Source organism: Sorangium sp. So ce176 (assembly GCF_051519835.1).
GTDB lineage: Bacteria > Myxococcota_A > Polyangia > Polyangiales > Polyangiaceae > Sorangium > Sorangium cellulosum_G.
The window spans coordinates 9,940,000-9,960,745 of the sequence record NZ_CP150371.1; the positions used below are offsets into that span (position 1 = coordinate 9,940,000).

The 20,746-nt window shown below is 69.1% G+C and carries 17 protein-coding genes; 15 read left to right on the plus strand and 2 right to left on the minus strand.

From position 1 onward, the window contains the following. The first annotated feature begins 157 nt into the window (after window positions 1-157). The 14 genes from WMF42_RS37675 (at window position 158) to WMF42_RS37740 (ending at window position 15,474) form a co-directional block, all read left to right on the plus strand. On the plus strand, window positions 158-850 hold the full coding sequence (locus tag WMF42_RS37675) for a cytochrome c3 family protein (protein WP_061613263.1): 693 nt from the start codon (window positions 158-160) through the stop codon (window positions 848-850). Further along, complete coding sequence (locus WMF42_RS37680) at window positions 847-3,849, plus strand: TAT-variant-translocated molybdopterin oxidoreductase (RefSeq protein WP_063816014.1); 3,003 nt, start codon at window positions 847-849, stop codon at window positions 3,847-3,849. Before WMF42_RS37675 ends, WMF42_RS37680 begins: the two co-directional genes overlap by 4 nt. Next, window positions 3,846-5,279 carry an NrfD/PsrC family molybdoenzyme membrane anchor subunit gene (gene nrfD / locus WMF42_RS37685; RefSeq protein WP_061613264.1) on the plus strand — a complete coding sequence of 478 codons (1,434 nt, stop codon included), beginning with the start codon at window positions 3,846-3,848 and terminating at the stop codon, window positions 5,277-5,279. Before WMF42_RS37680 ends, nrfD begins: the two co-directional genes overlap by 4 nt. Next, on the plus strand, window positions 5,269-6,039 hold the full coding sequence (locus WMF42_RS37690; RefSeq protein WP_434043440.1) for a DUF3341 domain-containing protein: 771 nt from the start codon (window positions 5,269-5,271) through the stop codon (window positions 6,037-6,039). The genes nrfD and WMF42_RS37690 overlap by 11 nt, the downstream gene beginning before the upstream one ends. Then, window positions 6,036-6,641: a c-type cytochrome gene (locus WMF42_RS37695; RefSeq protein WP_061613266.1), complete on the plus strand. Its 606-nt coding sequence runs from the start codon at window positions 6,036-6,038 to the stop codon at window positions 6,639-6,641. The genes WMF42_RS37690 and WMF42_RS37695 overlap by 4 nt, the downstream gene beginning before the upstream one ends. Further along, on the plus strand, window positions 6,638-7,843 hold the full coding sequence (locus WMF42_RS37700) for a hypothetical protein (protein WP_437688004.1): 1,206 nt from the start codon (window positions 6,638-6,640) through the stop codon (window positions 7,841-7,843). Before WMF42_RS37695 ends, WMF42_RS37700 begins: the two co-directional genes overlap by 4 nt. 10 nt (window positions 7,844-7,853) lie before the next feature. Next, window positions 7,854-8,603: a hypothetical protein gene (locus WMF42_RS37705; RefSeq protein ID WP_437688006.1), complete on the plus strand. Its 750-nt coding sequence runs from the start codon at window positions 7,854-7,856 to the stop codon at window positions 8,601-8,603. Next, window positions 8,603-9,445, plus strand: coding sequence for an SCO family protein (locus WMF42_RS37710; RefSeq protein WP_061613268.1), 843 nt, complete (start codon window positions 8,603-8,605; stop codon window positions 9,443-9,445). The genes WMF42_RS37705 and WMF42_RS37710 overlap by 1 nt, the downstream gene beginning before the upstream one ends. Before the next feature lie 31 nt (window positions 9,446-9,476). Then, window positions 9,477-10,421: a cytochrome c oxidase subunit II gene (gene coxB / locus WMF42_RS37715; RefSeq protein ID WP_233562700.1), complete on the plus strand. Its 945-nt coding sequence runs from the start codon at window positions 9,477-9,479 to the stop codon at window positions 10,419-10,421. A gap of 19 nt (window positions 10,422-10,440) precedes the next feature. Next, on the plus strand, window positions 10,441-12,078 hold the full coding sequence (gene ctaD / locus WMF42_RS37720; protein ID WP_061613270.1) for a cytochrome c oxidase subunit I: 1,638 nt from the start codon (window positions 10,441-10,443) through the stop codon (window positions 12,076-12,078). Continuing rightward, window positions 12,075-12,761, plus strand: coding sequence for a cytochrome c oxidase subunit 3 family protein (locus WMF42_RS37725; RefSeq protein WP_061613271.1), 687 nt, complete (start codon window positions 12,075-12,077; stop codon window positions 12,759-12,761). Before ctaD ends, WMF42_RS37725 begins: the two co-directional genes overlap by 4 nt. Window positions 12,762-12,768: 7 nt before the next feature. Continuing rightward, entirely contained in the window at window positions 12,769-13,248 is a 480-nt protein-coding gene (locus tag WMF42_RS37730) for a cytochrome C oxidase subunit IV family protein (protein ID WP_437688009.1), read from the plus strand. Window positions 13,249-13,496: 248 nt separating this feature from the next. Then, complete coding sequence (locus WMF42_RS37735; protein ID WP_061613273.1) at window positions 13,497-14,915, plus strand: ATP-binding protein; 1,419 nt, start codon at window positions 13,497-13,499, stop codon at window positions 14,913-14,915. 7 nt (window positions 14,916-14,922) lie between these two features. After that, a complete protein-coding gene (locus WMF42_RS37740) occupies window positions 14,923-15,474 on the plus strand; it encodes a response regulator transcription factor (protein WP_061613280.1) in 552 nt (183 codons plus the stop codon). On the opposite strand, the gene WMF42_RS37745 is transcribed toward WMF42_RS37740, so the two are convergent. Next, window positions 15,471-16,667 (minus strand): trans-sulfuration enzyme family protein, encoded by a 1,197-nt coding sequence (locus WMF42_RS37745; protein WP_434043449.1) that lies wholly within the window; start codon window positions 16,665-16,667, stop codon window positions 15,471-15,473. The genes WMF42_RS37740 and WMF42_RS37745 overlap by 4 nt on opposite strands. An 85-nt stretch (window positions 16,668-16,752) precedes the next feature. Between WMF42_RS37745 and WMF42_RS37750 the strand changes: the two genes are divergently transcribed. Further along, window positions 16,753-18,420 (plus strand): nitrite/sulfite reductase, encoded by a 1,668-nt coding sequence (locus tag WMF42_RS37750; RefSeq protein WP_061613275.1) that lies wholly within the window; start codon window positions 16,753-16,755, stop codon window positions 18,418-18,420. Window positions 18,421-18,578: 158 nt separating this feature from the next. Here the strand turns inward: WMF42_RS37750 and WMF42_RS37755 are convergent, their stop codons facing one another. Beyond that, window positions 18,579-20,696, minus strand: coding sequence for an ATP-dependent helicase (locus tag WMF42_RS37755; protein WP_233562701.1), 2,118 nt, complete (start codon window positions 20,694-20,696; stop codon window positions 18,579-18,581). Between the last annotated feature and the right edge of the window lie 50 nt (window positions 20,697-20,746).

The window sequence follows — 20,746 nt, forward strand, 5'->3', positions numbered from 1 at the left end:
GCAAGTTGCCGCTGTATGCGGCGACCTGCCGCTCCGCTGGGCCATGGCCCTCCCCCGCGGCAATCTGCCGCGGCCACGCGGCGTTTTGTCGTCTTGTCGCACCCCACCAGCTGGCCATAACTGGGCCCGCGCGTCGCTCCGACGCTACACAAACCCTATGGCTCGGTTCCTGTTCCCACGATGGGCCAACAAAGTGGTCCCGCTGGGGCTCCTCTTCGGAGTCCTGCCCCTCGGTGCCGCTGTGATCGGCGGATTCTGGTACTACGGTACCAACAAACATATTGAGGTCGGGTATCAACCGGATCAACCGGTTGACTACTCACACAAGCTGCACGCCGGCGACCTCGGTATTGACTGCCGGTATTGCCACAACACTGTGGAAGTATCCGGCTTCGCCGCCGTTCCACCGACCGAAACGTGCATGAACTGTCATGCCAAGGTGCGGAGGGACAGCGAGAATCTTCTGCTCGTGCAGGAGAGCTGGGCGACCGATCAACCCATTCCCTGGGTCCGCGTCCACAACCTGCCCGACTATGCCTATTTCGACCACTCAGCCCACCTGGCTGCAGGGGTCGGCTGCGTGAGCTGCCACGGCCGCGTCGATCAGATGCACAAGGTCCGGCAGGTCGCGCCGCTCTCGATGGGATGGTGTCTGGACTGCCACCGCAATCCAGGTCCCCACCTCCGCAATCCCGCCGACGTCACCAAGATGGATATGGCGCCCTCGACGGCCGTCATGGCGGCCGGGGTCCCCCCGAACCCGGAACCTTACCAAGATCGCGTGCCAGCGGTCACTACCTCCGGGCGGCAGGTGCAGGCGCCGCTCCACTGCTCGGGGTGCCACCGATGAAACGAACTCCTCTCCCCCTCGCCCAGGATCTCTCTGGGAAGACCTACTGGCGCAGCCTGAACGAGCTCGCCGGCTCCCCCGACTTCGTCGACGCGCTCGCGCGCGAGTTCCCTCCGGGCGCGATCGAGCCGCCGGCGGACGGGGACGGCGTCGGGCGGCGCACGTTCCTCTCGCTGATGGGCGCGTCGCTCGCGCTCGGCGGCCTCGTCGGCTGCCGCCGGCCCGTCGAGCAGATCCTGCCGTACTCGCGCGCGCCGGAGGAGGTCATCCCCGGCCAGCCGCTCTTCTTCGCGACGGCGCTGCCGATGATGGGCACCGCGTTCGGCGTCCTCGTCGAGAGCCACGAGGGGCGGCCCACCAAGATCGAGGGCAACCCGAAGCACCCCGAGAGCCTCGGCGCGACAACCATCTACACCCAGGCGGCCGTCCTCGACCTCTACGATCCCGACCGCAGCAGCTCGCCGCGCGAAGGGGCGAACGCCAAGTCGTGGGACGACGCGGCCGCGTTCCTGCGCACCGAGGGCGACAAGCTCCGCGGCCGCGGCGGCAAGGGGCTCACGATCCTGACCGAGGCCCACCGCTCGCCCACCCTGGCGGCGCGCCTCGCCGATCTCCGCAAGACGCTGCCGGAGGCGCGCGTCGTCCGGTACGAGCCGTTCTCGCGCGACGCCTCCCGCGAGGGCGCGCGGCTCGCCTTCGGCAGGCCGCTCGAGACCTCGCTCGACCTGACCAAGGCGCGCGTGATCGTCGCGCTCGACGCCGATCTGTTCGCCACCGACGGCAGCCCGCTCAAGCAGGCGCGCGCGTTCGCGGCGGGCCGCGCGGTCGACAAGGACGCGCAGGCGATGAACCGCCTGTACGCCGTCGAGAGCACCTTCACGATCACCGGCGCGTCGGCCGATCACCGGCTCCGCATCCAGAGCCGCAAGATCGCCGCCTTCGCCTTCGCGCTCGCCGCCGAGCTCGGCAAGCGCGGGGTCGCGCTGGACGCGGACGTGCTCAAGGCGATCGAGGGCAAGTCGGGCGGGCTCGACGCGAAGGCGACCCGGTACGTCACCGCCATCGCCGCCGACCTCGCGGCGAACCGCGGCCAGGGCGCCGTCGTCGCGGGGCGCTCGCAGCCGAAGGAGGTCCACGCCGTCGCGCACCTCATCAACCTCGCCCTCGACAACACCGGCAGGGCGGTCCGGCTCGTGGCGCCGTTCGACGAGTCGCGCGAGGGCCCCGAGGCGATCGTCGAGCTCGCGCGCTCCATCGAGCGCAACGAGGTCGAGACGCTGCTCATCCTCGGCGGCAACCCGGCCTTCGACGCGCCCGCCGACGCGCGCTTCGCCGACGCGCTCGCCAAGGTGCCCGTCAGCGTGCACGTCTCGACGCACGTCGACGAGACGAGCGAGCGCGCCCGCTGGCACCTGAACCGCGCCCACCCGCTGGAGTCGTGGAGCGACGTCCGCGCGGAGGACGGGACGGCCAGCATCGCGCAGCCGCTCATCGCGCCGCTCTTCGGCGGCAGGACCGACGCCGAGGTCATCGAGCTCCTGCTCGGCGGCACGCGGACGGCCTACGATCTCGTGCGGGCGACGTGGATGACGGCCGAGGGCGCGAAGCGCACGGAGCAGGACATCCGCCGCGCGCTGCACGACGGCGTCGTCGCGGGGACCCAGCTCACGGACGAGCTGGTCACCGCCGCGCCGCAGGCCGCGCTCGAGGCGCTGCGGGCGTTCGCCCCGGCGGCCGAGGGCCTGGAGGTGACCTTCCGGCCCGACCAGCACGCCTGGGATGGGCGGTTCGCGAACAACGGGTGGCTCCAGGAGCTGCCCCACCCGATGACGAAGCTCACCTGGGGCAACGGCGCGTACCTGTCGCCGTCGACGGCGGCGCGGCTCAACCTGAAGGACGGCGACGTCGTGACGCTCTCGGGCGCGGGGGCCCAGGTCCGGATCCCCGTCGTCGTCGCGCCGGGGCAGGCGGACGACTCGGTGGCGATCAGCGTCGGCCAGGGGCGGCGCGCGCAGCTCCGCGTCGGTCGCGGCGTCGGCGTCGACACGACGCCGCTCCGGAAGAGCGACGCCTTCGAGGTCGCCGGCGGCTTCTCGCTCGAGAAGACCGGCGAGGTCGCGGCGCTCGCGCGCACCCAGGAGCACTTCGTCATGGAGGGCCGCCCGCTCGCGCGCGAGGGGACGCTCGCCCAGCTCCAGAGCGACCCGGAGTTCGCGAAGAAGCAGGTCCACGTGCCGGCGCTGTTCAGCCTCTTCAAGGAGCCGAACCGCAGGCAGGGGCACGCCTGGGGCATGAGCATCGACCTCAACGCCTGCATCGGCTGCAACGCGTGCGTGGTCGCCTGCCAGGCCGAGAACAACATCCCGGTCGTGGGCGCCGACGGCGTGCGCGAGACCCGCGAGATGCACTGGCTCCGCGTCGACCGCTACTACCAGGGCACGGACGCGAACGAGCCGGAGAGCATCCAGCAGCCGCTCCCCTGCCAGCACTGCGAGAACGCGCCGTGCGAGCAGGTCTGCCCTGTCGCCGCCACGGCGCACAGCCCCGAGGGGCTGAACGACATGGCGTACAACCGGTGCGTCGGCACGAAGTACTGCGCCAACAACTGCCCGTACAAGGTCCGCCGCTTCAACTTCTTCGAATACGGCCAGCCGGACTCCGAGCAGCGGAAGATGCAGTACAACCCCAACGTCACCGTCCGGTCGCGGGGCGTCATGGAGAAGTGCACCTTCTGCGTGCAGCGGATCAACCACGCCAAGATCGAGGCCAAGAGAGAGGGACGGGAGCACGTCAAGGACGGTGAGGTCGTGACCGCGTGCCAGGGCGCGTGCCCGACGCGGGCCATCGTCTTCGGCGACCTCAACGACCAGCAAAGCCAGGTCTCCGTGACGTCCGCGAGCCCGCGCGGCTACCGGATGCTCGACGAGATCAACACCAAGCCGCGGGTCACCTACCTCGCGAAGATCCGCAACAAGAACCCGGAGCTCGCCGACGCATGAGCGCCACAGCACCCCTCCAGGTCGAACACCCCCGGCTCTCGGAGCGCGCTGCCCTCTTGGACGAGGCGCCGCTCGTGCAGGGGAAGGACGACTTCCGTTCGATCACCGACAAAGTCACGGGCATCGTGCTCAACAAGGCGCCCTCGGGATGGTTCATCCTGCTGTGCCTTGCCATCAGCATCCTGCTCATCCTCGGCGGCTCGCTGGTCCACCTCGTCGGGACCGGTATCGGCATCTGGGGCCTGAACACCACGGTCAACTGGGCGTGGGACATCACCGGCTTCGTGTTCTGGGTCGGTATCGGCCACGCCGGCACGCTGATCAGCGCCATCCTCTTCCTCTTCCGCCAGAAGTGGAGGACGAGCATCAACCGCGCGGCGGAGGCGATGACGATCTTCGCCGTCGCGTGCGCCGCCATCTACCCGGTGGCCCACCTCGGCCGGATCTGGTTCGCCCACTGGCTGTTCCCGATCCCGAACCAGATGAGCATCTGGCCGAACTTCAAGAGCCCGCTGCTCTGGGACGTCTTCGCCGTCTCGACGTACGCGACGGTCTCGGCGCTCTTCTGGTTCGTCGGGCTCATCCCCGACGTCGCCACGCTCCGCGACCGGGCCACGAGCCGGACGAAGCAGATCGTCTTCGGGATCCTGTGCCTCGGGTGGCGCGGCTCGCACCGCCACTGGCTCCACTACGAGAAGGCGTACCTCATCTTCGCCGGGCTCTCCACGCCGCTCGTGCTCAGCGTGCACACGATCGTGTCGTTCGACTTCGCCGTCTCGATCGTCCCCGGCTGGCACACCACCATCTTCCCGCCGTACTTCGTCGCGGGCGCCATCTTCAGCGGGTTCGCGATGGTCGTCACGCTGATGGTGTTCGCGCGCAAGGCGTTCGGCCTCGAGGGGCTCATCACCATCCGGCACCTCGAGAACATGAACAAGGTGATCGTCGCGACGGGCACCATGGTCGGCTACGCGTACGCGATGGAGCTCTTCATCGCCTGGTACAGCGGCAACGACTATGAGCGGTTCGCCTTCGCGAACCGCATCCTCGGCCCGTACGCCTGGGCCTACTGGACCATGGTGAGCTGCAACGTGATCTTCCCGCAGCTCTTCTGGTTCAAGAAGGTGCGCACCAGCATCCCCGCGATGTTCATCATCTCGATCCTGGTCAACATCGGGATGTGGTTCGAGCGCTTCGTCATCATCGTGACGAGCCTCCACCGGGACTTCCTCCCCTCCAGCTGGACCTACTTCCGCCCGACCATCTGGGACATCTCGACGTTCTTCGGCTCGTTCGGCCTCTTCTTCACGCTCTTCCTGCTGTTCGTCCGCTACCTGCCGATGGTCGCGATCAGCGAGGTGAAGGGGATCACGGCGGCGGCCGATCCGCACGGCTCGCACAAGCACGAGGAGGCGCACCATGCAGCGTGACAGCGACCCTCCGAGCCAGAAGCGCTCCGAGGAGGCCGCCTCCGCCGAGGAGGCAAGGGACTCGGCCCGCGCCGGCGCGGCCGACGACAAGCCGCAGGGCTTCGTGCCGGGCGACGAGGCCGAGTACGACAAGCCCCACGAGGAAGGGCCGCACGGCAAGGCCCTGCTCACCTCCGAGCGCCAGGTCGAGCGCCGGCACGAGCAGGACGCGGCCCTCGAGGCGTCCGGGGAGCAGATCCCGTACGCGCTCATGGGCTACTTCACGACCCCGGCGGACATCTACCACGCGTGCGAGGCGCTCCGGGACGCCGGGTACAGCCGCTTCGACGCGCACACGCCGTTCCCCGTGCACGGGCTCGAGAAGGCGATGGGGCTCAAGCCCTCTCCCCTGCCGTGGCTCGTGCTCACGGGCGGCGTGACGGGGCTCGTCAGCGCCGTCCTGCTCGCCTGGTACACGCAGCTCTACGACTACCCGCTCATCATCAGCGGCAAGCCGTCGTTCTCGTACCAGGCCTTCATCCCGATCTTCTTCGAGCTCACCGTCCTCTTCGCGGCGCTCACGTGCTTCTTCGGGCTCTTCGTGCTCGGGCGCCTGCCGTCCTTCTTCCACCCCACCATGACGCACCCCTCGTTCCCCCGGGCGACCGACGACGCCTTCTTCATCAGCGTCGAGGTGACCGACCCGAAGTTCGACGCCACGGAGACGCGCAACCTCCTCCAGCGCATCGGCGCGCAGGGCATCCGGGAGGTCTCCTCGTGAAACGCTGGTGTATTCCCCTGCTCGTCGTCCTGGCAGGCTGCCGTGGACAGGCGAGCAGCGATCCGCCGCTCCACGTCTTCGGGGACATGGACTGGCAGCCGAAGTTCCAGCCCGAGGAGGGCACCCGGCTGTTCCCCGACGGGCGCGCCATGCGGCCGCTCGTCGAGGGCACGGTGCCCCAGGGCGCGCTCGACGAGAGCGAGGCCTACCGGACCGGCAAGGACGGCGACACGTTCCTGGCGATGGCGCCCGTGACCGTCGACGAGTCGGTGATCCGGCGCGGCCAGGATCGCTTCAACATCTACTGTGCGCCCTGCCATGACCAGACGGGGAGCGGGCAGGGCATGGTGGTGAAGCGCGGGTACCCGCCGCCGATCGACCTCGCGTCCGACAGGGCGCGCGGGCTGCCCGACGGCGAGATCTTCCATGTCATCACGAACGGCGTGCGGAACATGCCGTCTTATCGGAAGCAGATCCCGGTCCGGGACCGGTGGGCGATCGTCACGTGGGTGCGCGTGCTGCAGCAGAGCCAGCACGGGCGCATCGACGACGTGCCGGAAGCCCAGCGGGGCAACATCGCGAAGGAGAGCGGAACTCCATGAAGTCCCACGGAAGTGCTCTGGCCGAGGACACGAAGGTCCTCGATAAGGCGGTCGCGAAGCGGCTCGTCTCGAGGAGCATGGTGCTCGCCATCGTCGGCGTTGCGCTCTCGGTGCTGGCGGCGGTCGTCGACGCGAAGCGCTTCGCGTTCTCGTACCTGACCGGCTTCACCTGGCTCGTGACGATCGGGCTCGGCGCGCTGTTCTTCGTGATCATCCAGCACCTGACCCGCGCGCGCTGGTCGGCGGCCGCGCGCCGCCACATGGAGTGGATGAGCGGCGTCCTGCCCGCGTGCGCCGTGCTGTTCCTGCCGATCGCCGTGCTCGCCCACGACATCTACCACCACTGGATGGGGCCCGAGGCGGCGAACGACCACATCCTCCACCAGAAGACGCCCTACCTCAACCCGACCTTCTTCTACATCCGCGCGGCCGTGTTCCTCGCGACGTGGGCGGGCATCTCGCTGTGGTTCATCAGGACCTCGCGGGCGCAGGACGAGAGCGCCGATTTCCGGCCCACGGCGAAGATGCGGGCGTTCAGCGCCCCGGCCGTCATGATCTTCGGGCTCACCATCTCGTTCGCGGCGTTCGACTGGCTGATGAGCATCGACCCGCACTGGTACTCGACGATCTTCGGCGTCTACGTGTTCGCCGGCGCGGTCACGAGCTCGCTCTCGGCGCTCGCGCTGATCACGATCGCCCTCCACAAGGCGGGGCTCCTGCGCAAGGTGAGCAACGTCGAGCGCCAGCACGACATCGGCAAGCTCCTCTTCGGCTTCACGATCTTCTGGGCCTATATCGCGTTCTCGCAGTTCATCCTGATCTGGTACGCCAACATCCCGGAAGAGACGATCTTCTACCGTCACCGCTGGGAGGGCTCGTGGAAGGTCGTCAGCCTGGCGCTGCTGTTCGGTCACTTCGTCGTGCCGTTCCTCGTCCTGCTCTCGCGGCACGCCAAGCGGAGCCCGCTGGTCCTCGGGGCGGCGTCGGTGCTGCTCCTCGTGATGCACTACGTCGACCTCTACTGGCTGGTCATGCCGAACGTGGATCACCACGGCGCGCACCTGAGCTGGATCGACGCCGCCGGCTTGCTCGGACCGCTGGGCGTGGGAGCCTGGGTGCTCTCGCTTCAAGCGGCCAAGAGCCCGCTGTACCCTCTGAACGACCCTCACCTTGCCGAAGCGGCTCGGATCGACAACCCGTAAGGAGCCGGCCATGAGCGAACCGACCGAAAGCACAGCGACGGCGCACGGCGAGCACGAGCACGCCGAGGCGGACCGCCCGAACAACACGCTCATCTTCGTGATCGTGATCGCCACGCTGGCCTCCCTCGTGGTGACCGTGCTCTTCGTCAACGAGGTCTTCAAGGCGACGATGGAGCGCGAGATCTCGAGCAAGGTGCTCGAGCCGCCGAGCAGCGCGCTCCGCGGCCTGCGCGCGATGGAGCAGGAGCGCCTCAGCCACTTCCAGTGGGCGAACGAGAAGAACGGCATCGTCCGCATCCCGGTCGACCAGGCCGTGGCGCTCACCCTGAAGGCCTACCAGGAGAAGCGCATCGGGCTGCCCATCCCGGGCGCGAGCGCCACGCCCGCGCAGGCGGCGCAGCCGGGGCAGCCCGAGGACAGCGCCACGAAGCCGGACGAGGCCGCGGCGCCGAACGCCGAGAGCGGCGCGCCGCTCCAGGGCCAGGACGTGGCGAAGCCCGCCGACGCGGCGAAGCCCGCCGACGCGGCGAAGCCTGCCGACGCGGCGAAACCCGCCGACGCGGCGAAACCCGCCGACGCGGCGAAGCCCGCCGACGCGAAGCCCGCCGACGCGAAGCCCGCCGACGCGAAGCCCGCCGACGCCGCCAAGCCCGCCGACGCGAAGCCCGCCGACGCCAAGCCCGCGAAGCCTGCGGACGCCAAGCCCGCCCAGCCCGGAGGCGCGGAGCCCAAGCCGGCGCCTCCTGCTCCGGTGCAGTGATGTCCCGCCCGCTGTCCGCCCTGCTCGCGCTGCTCGCGCTCGTGGTGGCCACCGTCACCCCGGCGCGGAGCGCGCGGGCAGCGGACACGACCATTCCGACAGAGCTCGTCGGCGTCGATATCGAGGAGCGCCCGGGGGCGCTGCTCCCGCGCGAGCTCCGGCTCCGGGACCAGTCGGGACAAGAGGTCGAGCTCGGCCGGTATGCGACGGGGGACAAACCCCTCGTCCTGGTGCTCGGCTATTACGAGTGCCCGATGCTGTGCTCGCTGGTGCTGAACGGCGTGCTGCAGGCCATGAAGGAGACCGACTGGGCCGCGGGCACGGAGTACCGCACCCTGATCGTGAGCTTCGATCCGCGCGACACGCCCGATGTCGCGCGCAAGAAGCGGGCGAACTATATTGAGGCCTACGGCAGGCCGGTCACCGGCGACGGCTTCGACTTCCTTGTGGGAGACGAGGCGTCGGTGCGTGCGCTCGCCAATGCCGTGGGCTTCGGCTACCGATGGGACGAGACGACCAAGCAGTACGCACACGCGGCGGGCGCGTTCGTCTTCACGCCGGACGGGCGCCTGTCGCGTACGCTGTACGGCATCTCATTTCCACAGAAGAACTTCAGCCTCGCGCTGCGCGAAGCGGGCAGCGGGAAGGTGGGGAGCGCCTGGGATCGGGTGCTCCTGTTCTGTTTCCATTACGATCCCAACGCCCGGGGGTACGTCCTGGCGACGAAGCGGCTGATGAAGGCGTCAGGCGCCGTCACGGTCGTGCTGATCGGGCTCTGGCTCATTCGCTTCTGGCGGACTGAACGCTCCCGCTCGAGGGCGCGCGTAAACGAGGCTTCCTAGGACACAAGGTGGCGGAGCCACAACTATGGTGATGAAAAACCCGATCGAACTCGGCACCTTCTGGCTGCCCCGCCAGGGCTCGACGCTCGCTGAGCGCATCGACGCCGGCTGGGACGCGGCTTACTGGGTCTCCGTCGTCTTCTTCGTCCTGGTCACCGGGGCGGTCCTGCTGTTCGCCGTGAAGTACAGGCGGCGCAGCGAGAAGGACAAGACGAGCCCGATCGACCACAGCACGACGGTCGAGGTCGTGTGGACGCTGATCCCGCTCGCCATCCTGATCGTGCTCTTCTTCGTGGGCATGCGCGGCTACGTGCACGCCTCCGTGGCGCCGGCCGAGTCCTACGAGATCAACGCCACGGGCGAGATGTACCTGTGGACGTTCACCTACCCCGACGGGACGACGACAGTGAACGAGCTCGCCGTCCCGCGCGGGCGCCCGGTGCGGATGATCCTGAGCTCGAAGGACATCCTCCACAGCTTCTACATCCCGGAGTTCCGGGTGAAGCAGGACATGGTCCCGGGCTCGTACACGTCGGTGTGGTTCGAGGCGACGGAGGCGCGCGAGACGGTGCTGCTGTGCACCGAGTACTGCGGCTCCGGCCACTCGGACATGATGGCCACGGTCAAGGTGCTGGAGCCGTCGGACTTCGAGAAGTGGCTCGAGGGCAACAACAACAGCGACCTTCCGCCCGAGGAGCTCGGCAAGACGCTCTTCGCGAAGCGGAGCTGCGCGACCTGCCACTCGCTCGACGGCACCCGCCTCCAGGGCCCCTCGCTCAAGGGGCTGTTCGGCCGCGAGGAGGAGCTCGCGGACGGGTCCAAGGTCATCGCGGACGAGAACTACTTCCGCGAGAGCGTGTTCAACCCGGCCGGCCAGGTCGTGCGCGGCTACCCGCCGGTGATGCCGTCGTTCAAGGGGCTCCTCAAGGACAGAGAAGTGGATGCGCTCATCGCTTACCTGAAGACGGTCAAGTGAGCGCTGGGGAGAAGCAGTCATGTCGCAGACAGTAACCACCGTCGACGTCAATACGGCACCCGACGCCGGCCACGGATCGGATTACATCCGGGCCAAGAGCGGGATCATGTCGTGGCTCACCACGGTCGATCACAAGCGGATCGGCCTGATGTACCTCGCCAGCACCTTCGTCGCGTTCCTGATGGGCGGCCTGTTCGCGCTCGTCCTGCGCCTCGAGCTCCTGACGCCGAAGGCGACGATCATCAGCGCGAACGCCTACAACCAGATGTTCACGCTCCACGGGGCGGTGATGACCTTCCTGTTCATCATCCCGAGCATCCCCGGCGCGCTCGGCAACTTCCTCCTGCCGATCATGATCGGCGCGAAGGACGTCGCCTTCCCCAAGCTGAACCTCCTCAGCCTGTACCTCTACTGGATCGGCGCGCTCTTCACGCTCTCGTCGCTGCTCACGGGCGGCATCGACACCGGCTGGACGTTCTACGTGCCGTACTCGAGCACGGTGACCACGACGTCGGTCCTGAGCGTCACGTTCGGCGTCTTCATCCTCGGCTTCTCCAGCGTGCTCACCGGGCTGAACTTCATCGTCACGATGCACAAGCTCCGGGCGCCCGGGATGGGCTGGTACAAGATGCCGCTCATGCTCTGGGCGATCTACGCGACCAGCATCGTCCAGATCCTCGCGACGCCGGTCCTCGGCATCACGCTGCTCCTGCTCATCGCGGAGCGCGCGTTCCACATCGGCATCTTCGACCCGGCGCTCGGCGGCGACCCGGTGCTCTACCAGCACTTCTTCTGGTTCTACAGCCACCCGGCCGTCTACATCATGATCCTGCCGGGCATGGGCATCATCAGCGAGCTCATCGCCGTCCACTCGCGGCGCCGGGTCTTCGGCTACAAGGCGATCGCCTTCTCCAGCGTCGCCATCGCCCTGGTCGGCTTCCTCGTGTGGGGCCACCACATGTTCACCTCCGGCCAGAGCGAGTTCGCGGCGATCATCTTCTCGTTCCTGACCTTCCTCGTCGCCATCCCCAGCGGGGTCAAGATCTTCAACTGGACGGCGACGCTGTGGCGCGGCTCGATCAGCTTCAACGCCCCGATGCTGTACGCGCTGTCGTTCCTCATCCTCTTCTCGATCGGCGGGCTCACCGGCGTCTTCCTCGGGATGCTCAGCGTCGACCTGCACCTGCACGACACGTACTTCGTGGTCGCGCACTTCCACTACGTGATGGTGGGCGGCACCGTCATCGCCTACTTCGGCGGGCTCCACCACTGGTGGCCCAAGATCACCGGGAAGATGTACTCCGAGCGGCTCGCGGCCATCGCCTGCGTGCTCGTCTTCATCGGCTTCAACGTCACGTTCTTCTCGCAGTTCATCCTGGGCAGCCGCGGGATGCCGCGGCGCTACTACAACTACCTCGACCAGTTCCAGCCGCTGCACGCCTTCTCGACCGTGGGCTCGTGGATCCTGGGCGCCGGCGTCATGGTGATGTTCGTCTGCTTCATCAAGTCGCTGCGCTCCGGCGCGCCGGCGCCGAAGAACCCCTGGGGCGGGCTCAGCCTCGAGTGGACCACCGCCTCCCCGCCCATCACCGAGAACTTCGTCCGCACCCCGATCGTGACCAAGGGCGCATACGACTTCAACACGGAGAACGCATGAGCGCGCACGCCGAGGCCGTCGAGAGGCCGAACAAGGCAGGCCCGGCCCTGTCCCCCAATTTCCACGTCGCCCATCATTTCGACTCCGCGGACACGCAGTTCGACGCCGGCAGGATGGGCATCTGGCTCTTCCTTGTCACCGAGATCCTCCTCTTCGGCGGGCTGTTCTGCGCGTTCGCGATCTTCCGGACGTGGTTCTTCGACTCCTTCGTCGAGGCCCACCACCACCTCGACAAGGTGATGGGCGGCGTCAACACGGTGGTGCTCATCTGCTCCAGCCTGACGATGGCGCTCGCCGTCCGGTCGGCGCAGAAGAGCGACCAGAAGACCACCACCCGGCTGCTCGTGGTGACGCTGCTGTGCGCTGTCGCGTTCCTCGTGATCAAGTACTTCGAGTACCAGCACAAGTTCCACGACGGCCTGCTGCCCGGGAAGTACTTCACCGCCCAGGGCTTCGAGACGGCCCACGCGGGGATCTTCTTCGCCATCTACTTCATGATGACGGGCATCCACGGCGTGCACGTCCTCATCGGGATGGGGCTCATCACGTGGATCCTCATCCGCAACACGCGCGGTGAGTTCTCGAGCCGCTACTACTCGCCGGTCGAAGGGGTGGGGCTGTACTGGCACCTCGTCGACCTCATCTGGATCTATCTCTTCCCCCTCCTCTACCTGGTGGGCTGAGGACAGCATGTCGACACACGCAGAAGCAGCCGATGGGCACGGGCACGGGCACGGTGGAGACCACGTCCCCCACGTCCTGCCGCTCAAGGTCTACATCGCCACGTGGCTCGCGCTGCTCGTCCTCACGGTCGTGACCGTGGGGGCGAGCTACGTCGACCTCGGCGCGGCCAACCTGGCCATCGCGGTCCTCATCGCGACGGTGAAGGCGGGCGTCGTGGCGCTCATCTTCATGCACCTGAAGTGGGACCATAAGTTCCACGCCCTGATCTTCGCGTCGTCGCTCATCTTCCTGGCGATCTTCATCGGCTTCACCATGTTCGACACGAACAACCGTGGCCGGGCCGAGCCGATCGAGGCCGAGCGGCCCGCCGACCTGAAGGCGCCGTTCGACGGGAAGCGCGCCGTCGACAACTGGGCGGTGAAGCGGCCTCACAAGGTCGCCCCGCCGCCCAAGCAGGTCCACCAGGGGACGGAAGGTCCCCACTGACCGTCCGCGGGGCCGAGCGCCCCGCGCGCACGCGTCGATCGTTAGATAGATTACAACTTCAAGTCGCGGAAATCTCAGGGGTTTTCCCTGATCACGCCCGGATTTGCGCGTCGGCGCACCTCGGGCGTGCTCGCGGCTTTCGTGCGCGGTACAAGGGACCGGTCGCAAGGCAAGGTCGGAAGGTTGCTCCGGGACTGAACTCCGGGCAGCTCGACCCCGCCCTGAAAGCCCTCCCTGTCCGCGCGCGGATGCAATCCTCCTTCCAGTCCTGGTCGCTCGACGCGAGCTCCGATGCCTCCAGAAGCGGCGCGCCCCCGGCGGCGCGGCGCCGCCTCGCGGTGCTGCTGTCCGGGCCGAAGCCCCCGTCGTGGGAGACCGCCGATCGGTGGCTGATCCAGCTCCGCTGGGTGGCGATCGCGGGGATGATCGCGACGACGCTCGCGGGCAGGAAGCTCGTGCCCGACCTCAGGCTCGGGCCGCTCATCCTCGGCATCGCGGCGATCACGCTGGCCAACGTCGCCTGGACGTTCTGGGTGCGGCGCGCGCGTCAGCGGTCCGGGGGCGAGCCGTCGGCGCGCGAGCCCGCGCAGGACCTCGCGCGCGCCCAGCTCATGGGCGACGTGATCGCGAGCGCCTGGATGCTCTGGTTCTCGGGCGGGCTGGAGAACCCGTTCGCCGTCTTCCTCACCTTCCACATCGCGCTCTCCGGCCTGCTCTGCCCGCGGCGCACGACCGTGCTCGTGGGCCTGCTGACGCTGACCGCGATCGGCGTGCTCACGCACGCGGCGCCGCTGCCGCTCGGCTCCGCGCCGCTCGGGAGCGACCGCATCCGGCAGCTCGGCGACCTCGTGTCGCTCACGTCGCTGACGCTGTTCCTCGGCTTCTTCGTCGTCGTCTACGCGCACCGGCTCGAGGAGCTCCGCCAGCAGAGCCAGCGGAACGAGCGGCTGGCGATGCTCGGGCGCATGGTCGGCGGCATGTCGCACGAGCTCAGCACGCCGCTCGCGACGATCCTCCTCGCGAGCAAGGACCTCGTCGACGTGGCGCGCGAGACGGGCTCGGAGGACGCGGCGGCCATGGCCGAGACAGTGGCCGGCGAGGCGCGCCGGGCGAGCGACATCATCAGCCTGATGCGCGGCCAGATCCGGCTGGACCAGCGCCTGGAGCCGCTGGAGCTCACGCGCTTCGTGCGCGATCTGGCGAAGGTCGAGCTCGCGCGGCTCGGCTTCCGGGGCGAGCTCGCGTTCGACACGCCGCGGCCCGTGCAGGCGAACGTGCTCAGGCCGGCGCTGCGCCAGGTGCTCGTCAACCTGCTCGCCAACGCCGCCGAGGCGACGGCGGAGGCGGCCGAGCAGCGGATCGAGGTGAGCGTCCTCGAGCGCGGCGACGTCTGCGAGATCGCGGTCTCCGACAGCGGACCGGGGCTGAGCCCCGAGATCGCCGGGCGGCTCGGGGAGCCGTTCCAGACGACGAAGATGTCGCAGGGCGGGATGGGGCTCGGGCTGTACATCAGCTCGATGATGGCCTCGCGCATGAGCGCGGTGCTGCGCATGGAGAGCGTCGAGACCGGCGGGGCGAAGGCGACCTTGCGCCTCCGCCTCGACGGGACCACGGGCCCCACGGACCTGGATCTGCCCGCCGCGCTGAAGCGCGCCGGGGCCGCCTGAGGTGAAGATGACGCGACGGATCGAGACTGCGCTCCTCGTGGACGACGACGACGCGTTCCGCACGACCTTGCAGGGGGCGCTGCGGCGCCGCGGCGTCGTGGCGAGGACGGCGGCGACGATCGACGAGGGGCTCGTGGCGCTCGAGTACGAGCCGGTCGATCTCGTGGTCATCGACTACCGCATGCCGCGCGGCGACGGGCTGAGCGCGCTCGCCCAGTACCGCAAGCTGCAGCCCGACGCGGCGATCGTGATGCTGACCGGCTTCGGGGACATCCCGCTCGCGGTGGCGGCGATGCGCGAGGGCGCGGACACGCTGCTCAGCAAGCCGGTCGACGCGGACAAGCTGCTGCGCGAGGCCGCGAGCCTGCGGGAGCGCCAGCGGCCCCCGCCGTCGTCGGCGCCGACGCCGCCGCCGGGGAGCCTGAAGCTGGACGACCTCGAGCGCGAGGCGATCCGCGCCGCGCTCCGGGAGTCGGGCGGCGTGGTGGCCACCGCGGCGAAGCTGCTCGGGATCGACCGGCGGACGCTGCAGCGGAAGCTGCGGAAGCTCGGGAGCTAGGCCTTGCCGAGCGCGTCGAGCGCGCCGAGGACGTCCTTCACGACGTCCTCGGTCTCCTCGACGCCCACCGAGAGGCGGATGAGCGCGGGGGAGATGCCGATCGCCGCGAGCTGCTCGTCGCTCAGCTCGTGGAAGCTCATGATGCACGGCTGCTCGATGAGCGTCTCGACGCCGCCGAAGCTCGGGGCGATCGCGGCGATGCGCGCGCCGTCGACGACGCGCGACGCCGCCTCGCGCCCGCCGCGCACGATGAAACTCACGACGCCGCCGAAGCCGCGCATCTGCTCGGCGGCGATCCGGTGATCGGGGTGCGACGGGAGCCCCGGGTAGAACACGCGCTCGACGGCGGGGTGCGCCTCGAGCGCGCGCGCGACGGCGAGCCCCGTCGCGTTCTGCCGCTCGACGCGGAGCGCGAGCGTCTTCATCCCGCGGCCGATCAGCGCCGCGGCGTGGGGGTCCATCACCGACCCGAGCACGCTCCGCATGTCGCGCACCAGCGAGATGAGCGAGGCCGACCCGGAGACCGCGCCGCCGAGGACGTCGTTGTGGCCCGACAGGTACTTGCTGGCGCTGTGCACCACGAGGTCGATGCCGCGGCCGATCGGGTCGGAGTTGTACGGGGTCGCGAAGGTCGCGTCGACGATCGTCTTGACCCGCGCCTTCCTGCAGATCTCGGCGAACCGGGACAGATCGATGCAGTGCAGGTACGGGTTCGTCGGCGACTCGCTCAGCGCGAAGCGGGTGCGCGGCCTGAAGGCCGCCTCGAGCTGGTCGAACGCGCCCGGGTCGATCAGCGTGTGCTCGACGCCGAGCCGCGCGAGCACGGTGATCACGAACTGCCGCGTGCGGCGGTAGACGTCGCGGAAGAGGATGACGTGATCGCCCGCCTTGAGCAGGGCGAACGCCGTCGTCGTCACCGCCGCCATGCCGCTCGCGAAGAGCACGGCGTCCTCCGCGCGATCGAGCGCCGCGATGCGCCGCTCGACCTCCCGCACCGTGGGGTTGCCGTAGCGGCCGTACTCCTGCCGCTCGGGATCGGCGTCGCCGCCGGCGAAGTAGCGCTCGAGATCCGCCGTGTCCGCAAACGTGTAGGTGGCTGTCTGCGCGATCGCGGGGGCGAGGGTGTGGGACGGGCGCTCGCGGAGCACGCCCGCGTGCACGGCATCTGTCGAGTTCGGCAGGTCGATCTTCATGGCGCTGGACGGCCAGGTACCTCGGTCACCGGCCTGGATAATTGTCGCACTTGACGCGTCGGAAATATAGGGAATAGCATCAGTCATGTCGCAACCAGTCGAGCGCCTTGCGGCGGCCATCGACGAACACGCCGAGAACGTCGCCAAATTCAAACGTGGTGAGCTGACCCCCGACCAGTTCCGCCCCCTGCGGCTGGCCATGGGTGTCTACGCGCAGCTCGCTCACGTGAAGCACATGCAGCGCATCAAGATCCCGGGCGGGCAGCTCACGGCCGCCCAGCTCGAAGCGCTTGCGGAAGTCACCGAGCGGTGGGGTCGCGGGCTAGCGCACGTCACGACCCGCCAGGACATCCAGCTCCACTACCTGGAGATCGAGGAGACCATCGACCTGCAGCGCGTGCTCGCACGCGCGGGGGTGACGACGGTCGGTGCGTGCGCGGACACGCTCCGCAACATCACCGCGTCCCACCTCGCAGGCGTGGTGGAGGACGAGGTCTTCGACGTGACGCCCTACGCGCACGCCCTGACCGATCACTTCCTCTTCCACGAGCACAACCGGCGCCTGCCCCGGAAGTTCAAGATCGCCCTGTCGGGCAGCGCGCGCGACCACGCGCAGATCATGATCAACGACATCGGCCTGCTCGCGAAGATCGGCGACACGGGCCAGGGCTTCGCCGTCTACGTGGCCGGCAGCCTCGGCTCGACGCCCGAGGTCGCGCACCTCTGGCGGGAGTTCATCCCGGTGTCCGATCTGCTGCCCGTCTGCCAGGCGGTGGTGAGCGTGTTCCACCGGGACGGCGAGCGGAAGAACCGCAAGAAGGCGCGGCTCAAGTTCCTGCTCCGCAAGATCGGCGAGGCCGAGTTCCTGCGCCGGCTCGACGAGGAGTTCGACCGCATCAAGGCGGAGCGCGGCGATGCGCTCGCGGCCGAGATCGTGCGGCGCGTGTCCGAGTACCGGGAGAGCGATCCGCCCCCGCTCACGCCGCTGCGCGACACGCTCGGCGACGGCGCGTTCGCGCGCTGGAAGCGGACCAACACGATCGCGCAGAAGCAGCCCGGCTACCGGGTGGCGACGGTCAAGCTGCCGCTCGGCGACATCACGAGCGAGCAGCTCAAGAGCCTGGCCGACATCTCGCGGCGCTACAGCAACGGCGAGGTGCGGGCGACGAACACCCAGAACTTCGTGCTGCGCTGGGTGCCGGAGGGGCAGCTCCTCGGCCTGCACCGCGAGCTCACGCAGATCGGGCTCGCCGAGGCGGACGCCGGGCACATCACCGACGTGGTGACCTGCCCCGGCGGCGACTACTGCACGCTCGCGATCACGAAGAGCATGCAGGTCGGGTCGCGCATCCGGGAGCACCTGGTGCCGAACGGCAACCGCCAGGAGGCCGACGACTTCGTGAGCGCCCTCGGCGAGTTCGACATCAAGATCTCGGGGTGCCCGAACTCGTGCGGGCAGCACCACGTCGCCGACATCGGGATGACGGGGCTGATGGTGAAGGGCAAGGACGGCATCGAGCGCCCGCACTACTCGCTCCGCGTCGGCGGCGGCTGCGGCCCGAACGCCCGCATCGGCGAGCGCCTCGACGGCCGCATCCCCGAGGAGGAGACGTCCAAGGTGATCGCGGCCATCGCGCGCTACTACATGGCCGAGCGCGCCGAGGGCGAGAGCTTCCGCGACTTCGTCTCGCGCAAGGGCGCTCCCGAGATCACCCGCGTCGGCTTCGCTGCCGCCCAGGGCGCCGCCATCTAGAGCGACAGTCACCCGCTGCGGATACGGGCCCACCTCGACGTTTTCGGTGCTCGGCGTACGGGAGTACGCCTGCGCGCCGAAAACGCCGATCTGGGCCCGTCTGCTGTGCGGGTGACCGTCGCTCTGTTCCGTGGGGAAGCGAGCGGAGAAAGACTGCGCTAGGACCGGCGGCGAGGGATGAGAGGGGGATCGCCGGCGAAGGGGTTCATCGCCAGCGCGGCCAGCACGCCGGCGGCGCCCGCCTTGACCTTCTCCATCCCCGGCGCGACGGGCGCGATCTCCTCGCGCTCGTCGAGGAGCTCGGGGGGGATGTCGAGCACGAACCGGCTCGGCGTCCTCGGCACCATCTTGCCGCGCGACCCGCGGTGCTTCGCCCGCGTGAGGTAGAGCCGATCGCGGGCCCGCGTGACCGCGACGTAGAAGAGCCGCCGCTCCTCCTCGATGCTGTGGCCGCCCGCCTCGCCCCCCTCCGCGCTGATCGGCGCGGCGTCCGTGGCGCGCTCGTCGAGGCTGCGCTGGTGGGGCATCAGCCCTTCCTCCAGGCCGATCACGAAGACGTAAGGGAACTCGAGCCCCTTGGCGCCGTGCATCGTTGTGAGCGTCACGCGGTCGGTGGCCTCCTCTTCCTCGGAGTCCTGCCGGAGCGCGAGCAGCCGCAGGAACTCGGCGAAGTTCTCGCGATCCCCCTTCCCCTTGTCGTCGCGGCGCGCGAAGACGTTGAGCAGCCCCTCGAGGTTGCCCCAGCGGCGCGCCGCGGCGTTGTTCGTGGAGGAGCCGGCCGTGATGTCCTCCTTGAAGCCGGCGTCCGCGAGGAGCGCGCGGGCGATCTCCGCCGAGGGCTCGCCGCGGTCGAGCCGCGCGCGCGTGGCCTCGATGATCCGGAGGAGCTGGCGGCACCCCTCGATCGCGGCGGAGGTCAGCTCGTGGATGGCGTGCGGCCGCGAGACCGCCATCCAGAGCGAGGCGTCGTGCGCTGTCGCGTAGGCGCCGAGCTTGGCGACCGCGACATCGCCGATGCCGCGCGCCGGGTAGTTCAGGATGCGCCGCAGCGACATCTCGTCGTTTGGGTTGAGCGCGACGCGGAGGTAGGCGATGAGGTCCTTCACCTCCTTGCGCTCGAAGAACTGCTGGCCGCCGATCATCCGGATCGGGATCTGCCGCTCCTTCAGGGCGGACTCGATCGCGGCGGCCTGGAGGTTCGAGCGGTAGAGCACGGCGATGTCCTTCGGCCGCGCGCCCTCCCGCTCCAGCAGGCGCTGCGCCTCGGTGGCCACGAAGCTCGCCTCGACGTCCGGGTCGACGCAGATGATCGAGCGCACCTTGTCGCCCTCCATGCGCGTGGCGATGAGCGACTTCTTGTGCCGCCGGCCGCCGGACTTTGCGAGCACCGCGTTCGCCACGTCGAGGATCGGCTTGCGAGAGCGGTAGTTGTGCTCGAGCTTGACGACCTTCGCGCCCGAGAAGTGCTCCTCGAAGTCGAGGATGTTGCGCACGTCGGCGCCGCGCCAGGCGTAGATCGACTGGTCGTCGTCGCCGACGACCACCACGTTGCGGTGCTCGCCGCAGAGCAGGCGCAGGAGCTCGAGCTGGGCGCGGTTCGTGTCCTGGTACTCGTCGACGATCACGAAGCGATAGCGCATGCGCCAGCGCTCGAGGACGTCGGCGCGCGCCTGCCAGAGGCGCACCACCTCGCAGATGAGGTCGTCGAAGTCGAACGCCTGGAACGAGCGCAGCGCCGCCATGTAGCGCGGGTAGACGAGCATCGAGATCTCGTCGTACTCGTCGATGCCCTTGCCCTGCCGCTGCGCCTCGGCCCACGACTCGGCGTCGAGGAACGCGTTCTTGGCGTTCGAGATGCGCGAGAGGATGGCGCCGACGTCGTAGCTCTTGCCGGCGCGCAGCTCGCGGAGGATCTCGCGGATGACGCCGAGCGCGTCGGACTGATCGAAGATGGCGAAGGAGCCGCCGCGCAGGCCGAGCGCGCGGGTCTCCGCGCCGAGCACGTCGAGGCCGAAGCGGTGGAAGGTGCAGACCTTGAGCTCGCGCGCGACCTTCGCGCCGACGAGCTTGCCGACGCGCTCGTGCATCTCGGCGGCGGCCTTGTTGGTGAAGGTCATCGCCAGGATGGAGCGCGCAGAGACGCCGCGGTCGAGCAGGCGGGCGATGCGCGTGGTCACCACCCGCGTCTTGCCGGACCCGGCGCCCGCGAGCACCAGCATTGGCCCGAGCTCGTGCTCGACGGCCGCACGTTGAGACGGGTTCAATAAGCTCGTCACCGTGGCGTGGCGTAGCCCGAAGGGGGCCGGAGCGGGAGCTTGATTTTCCC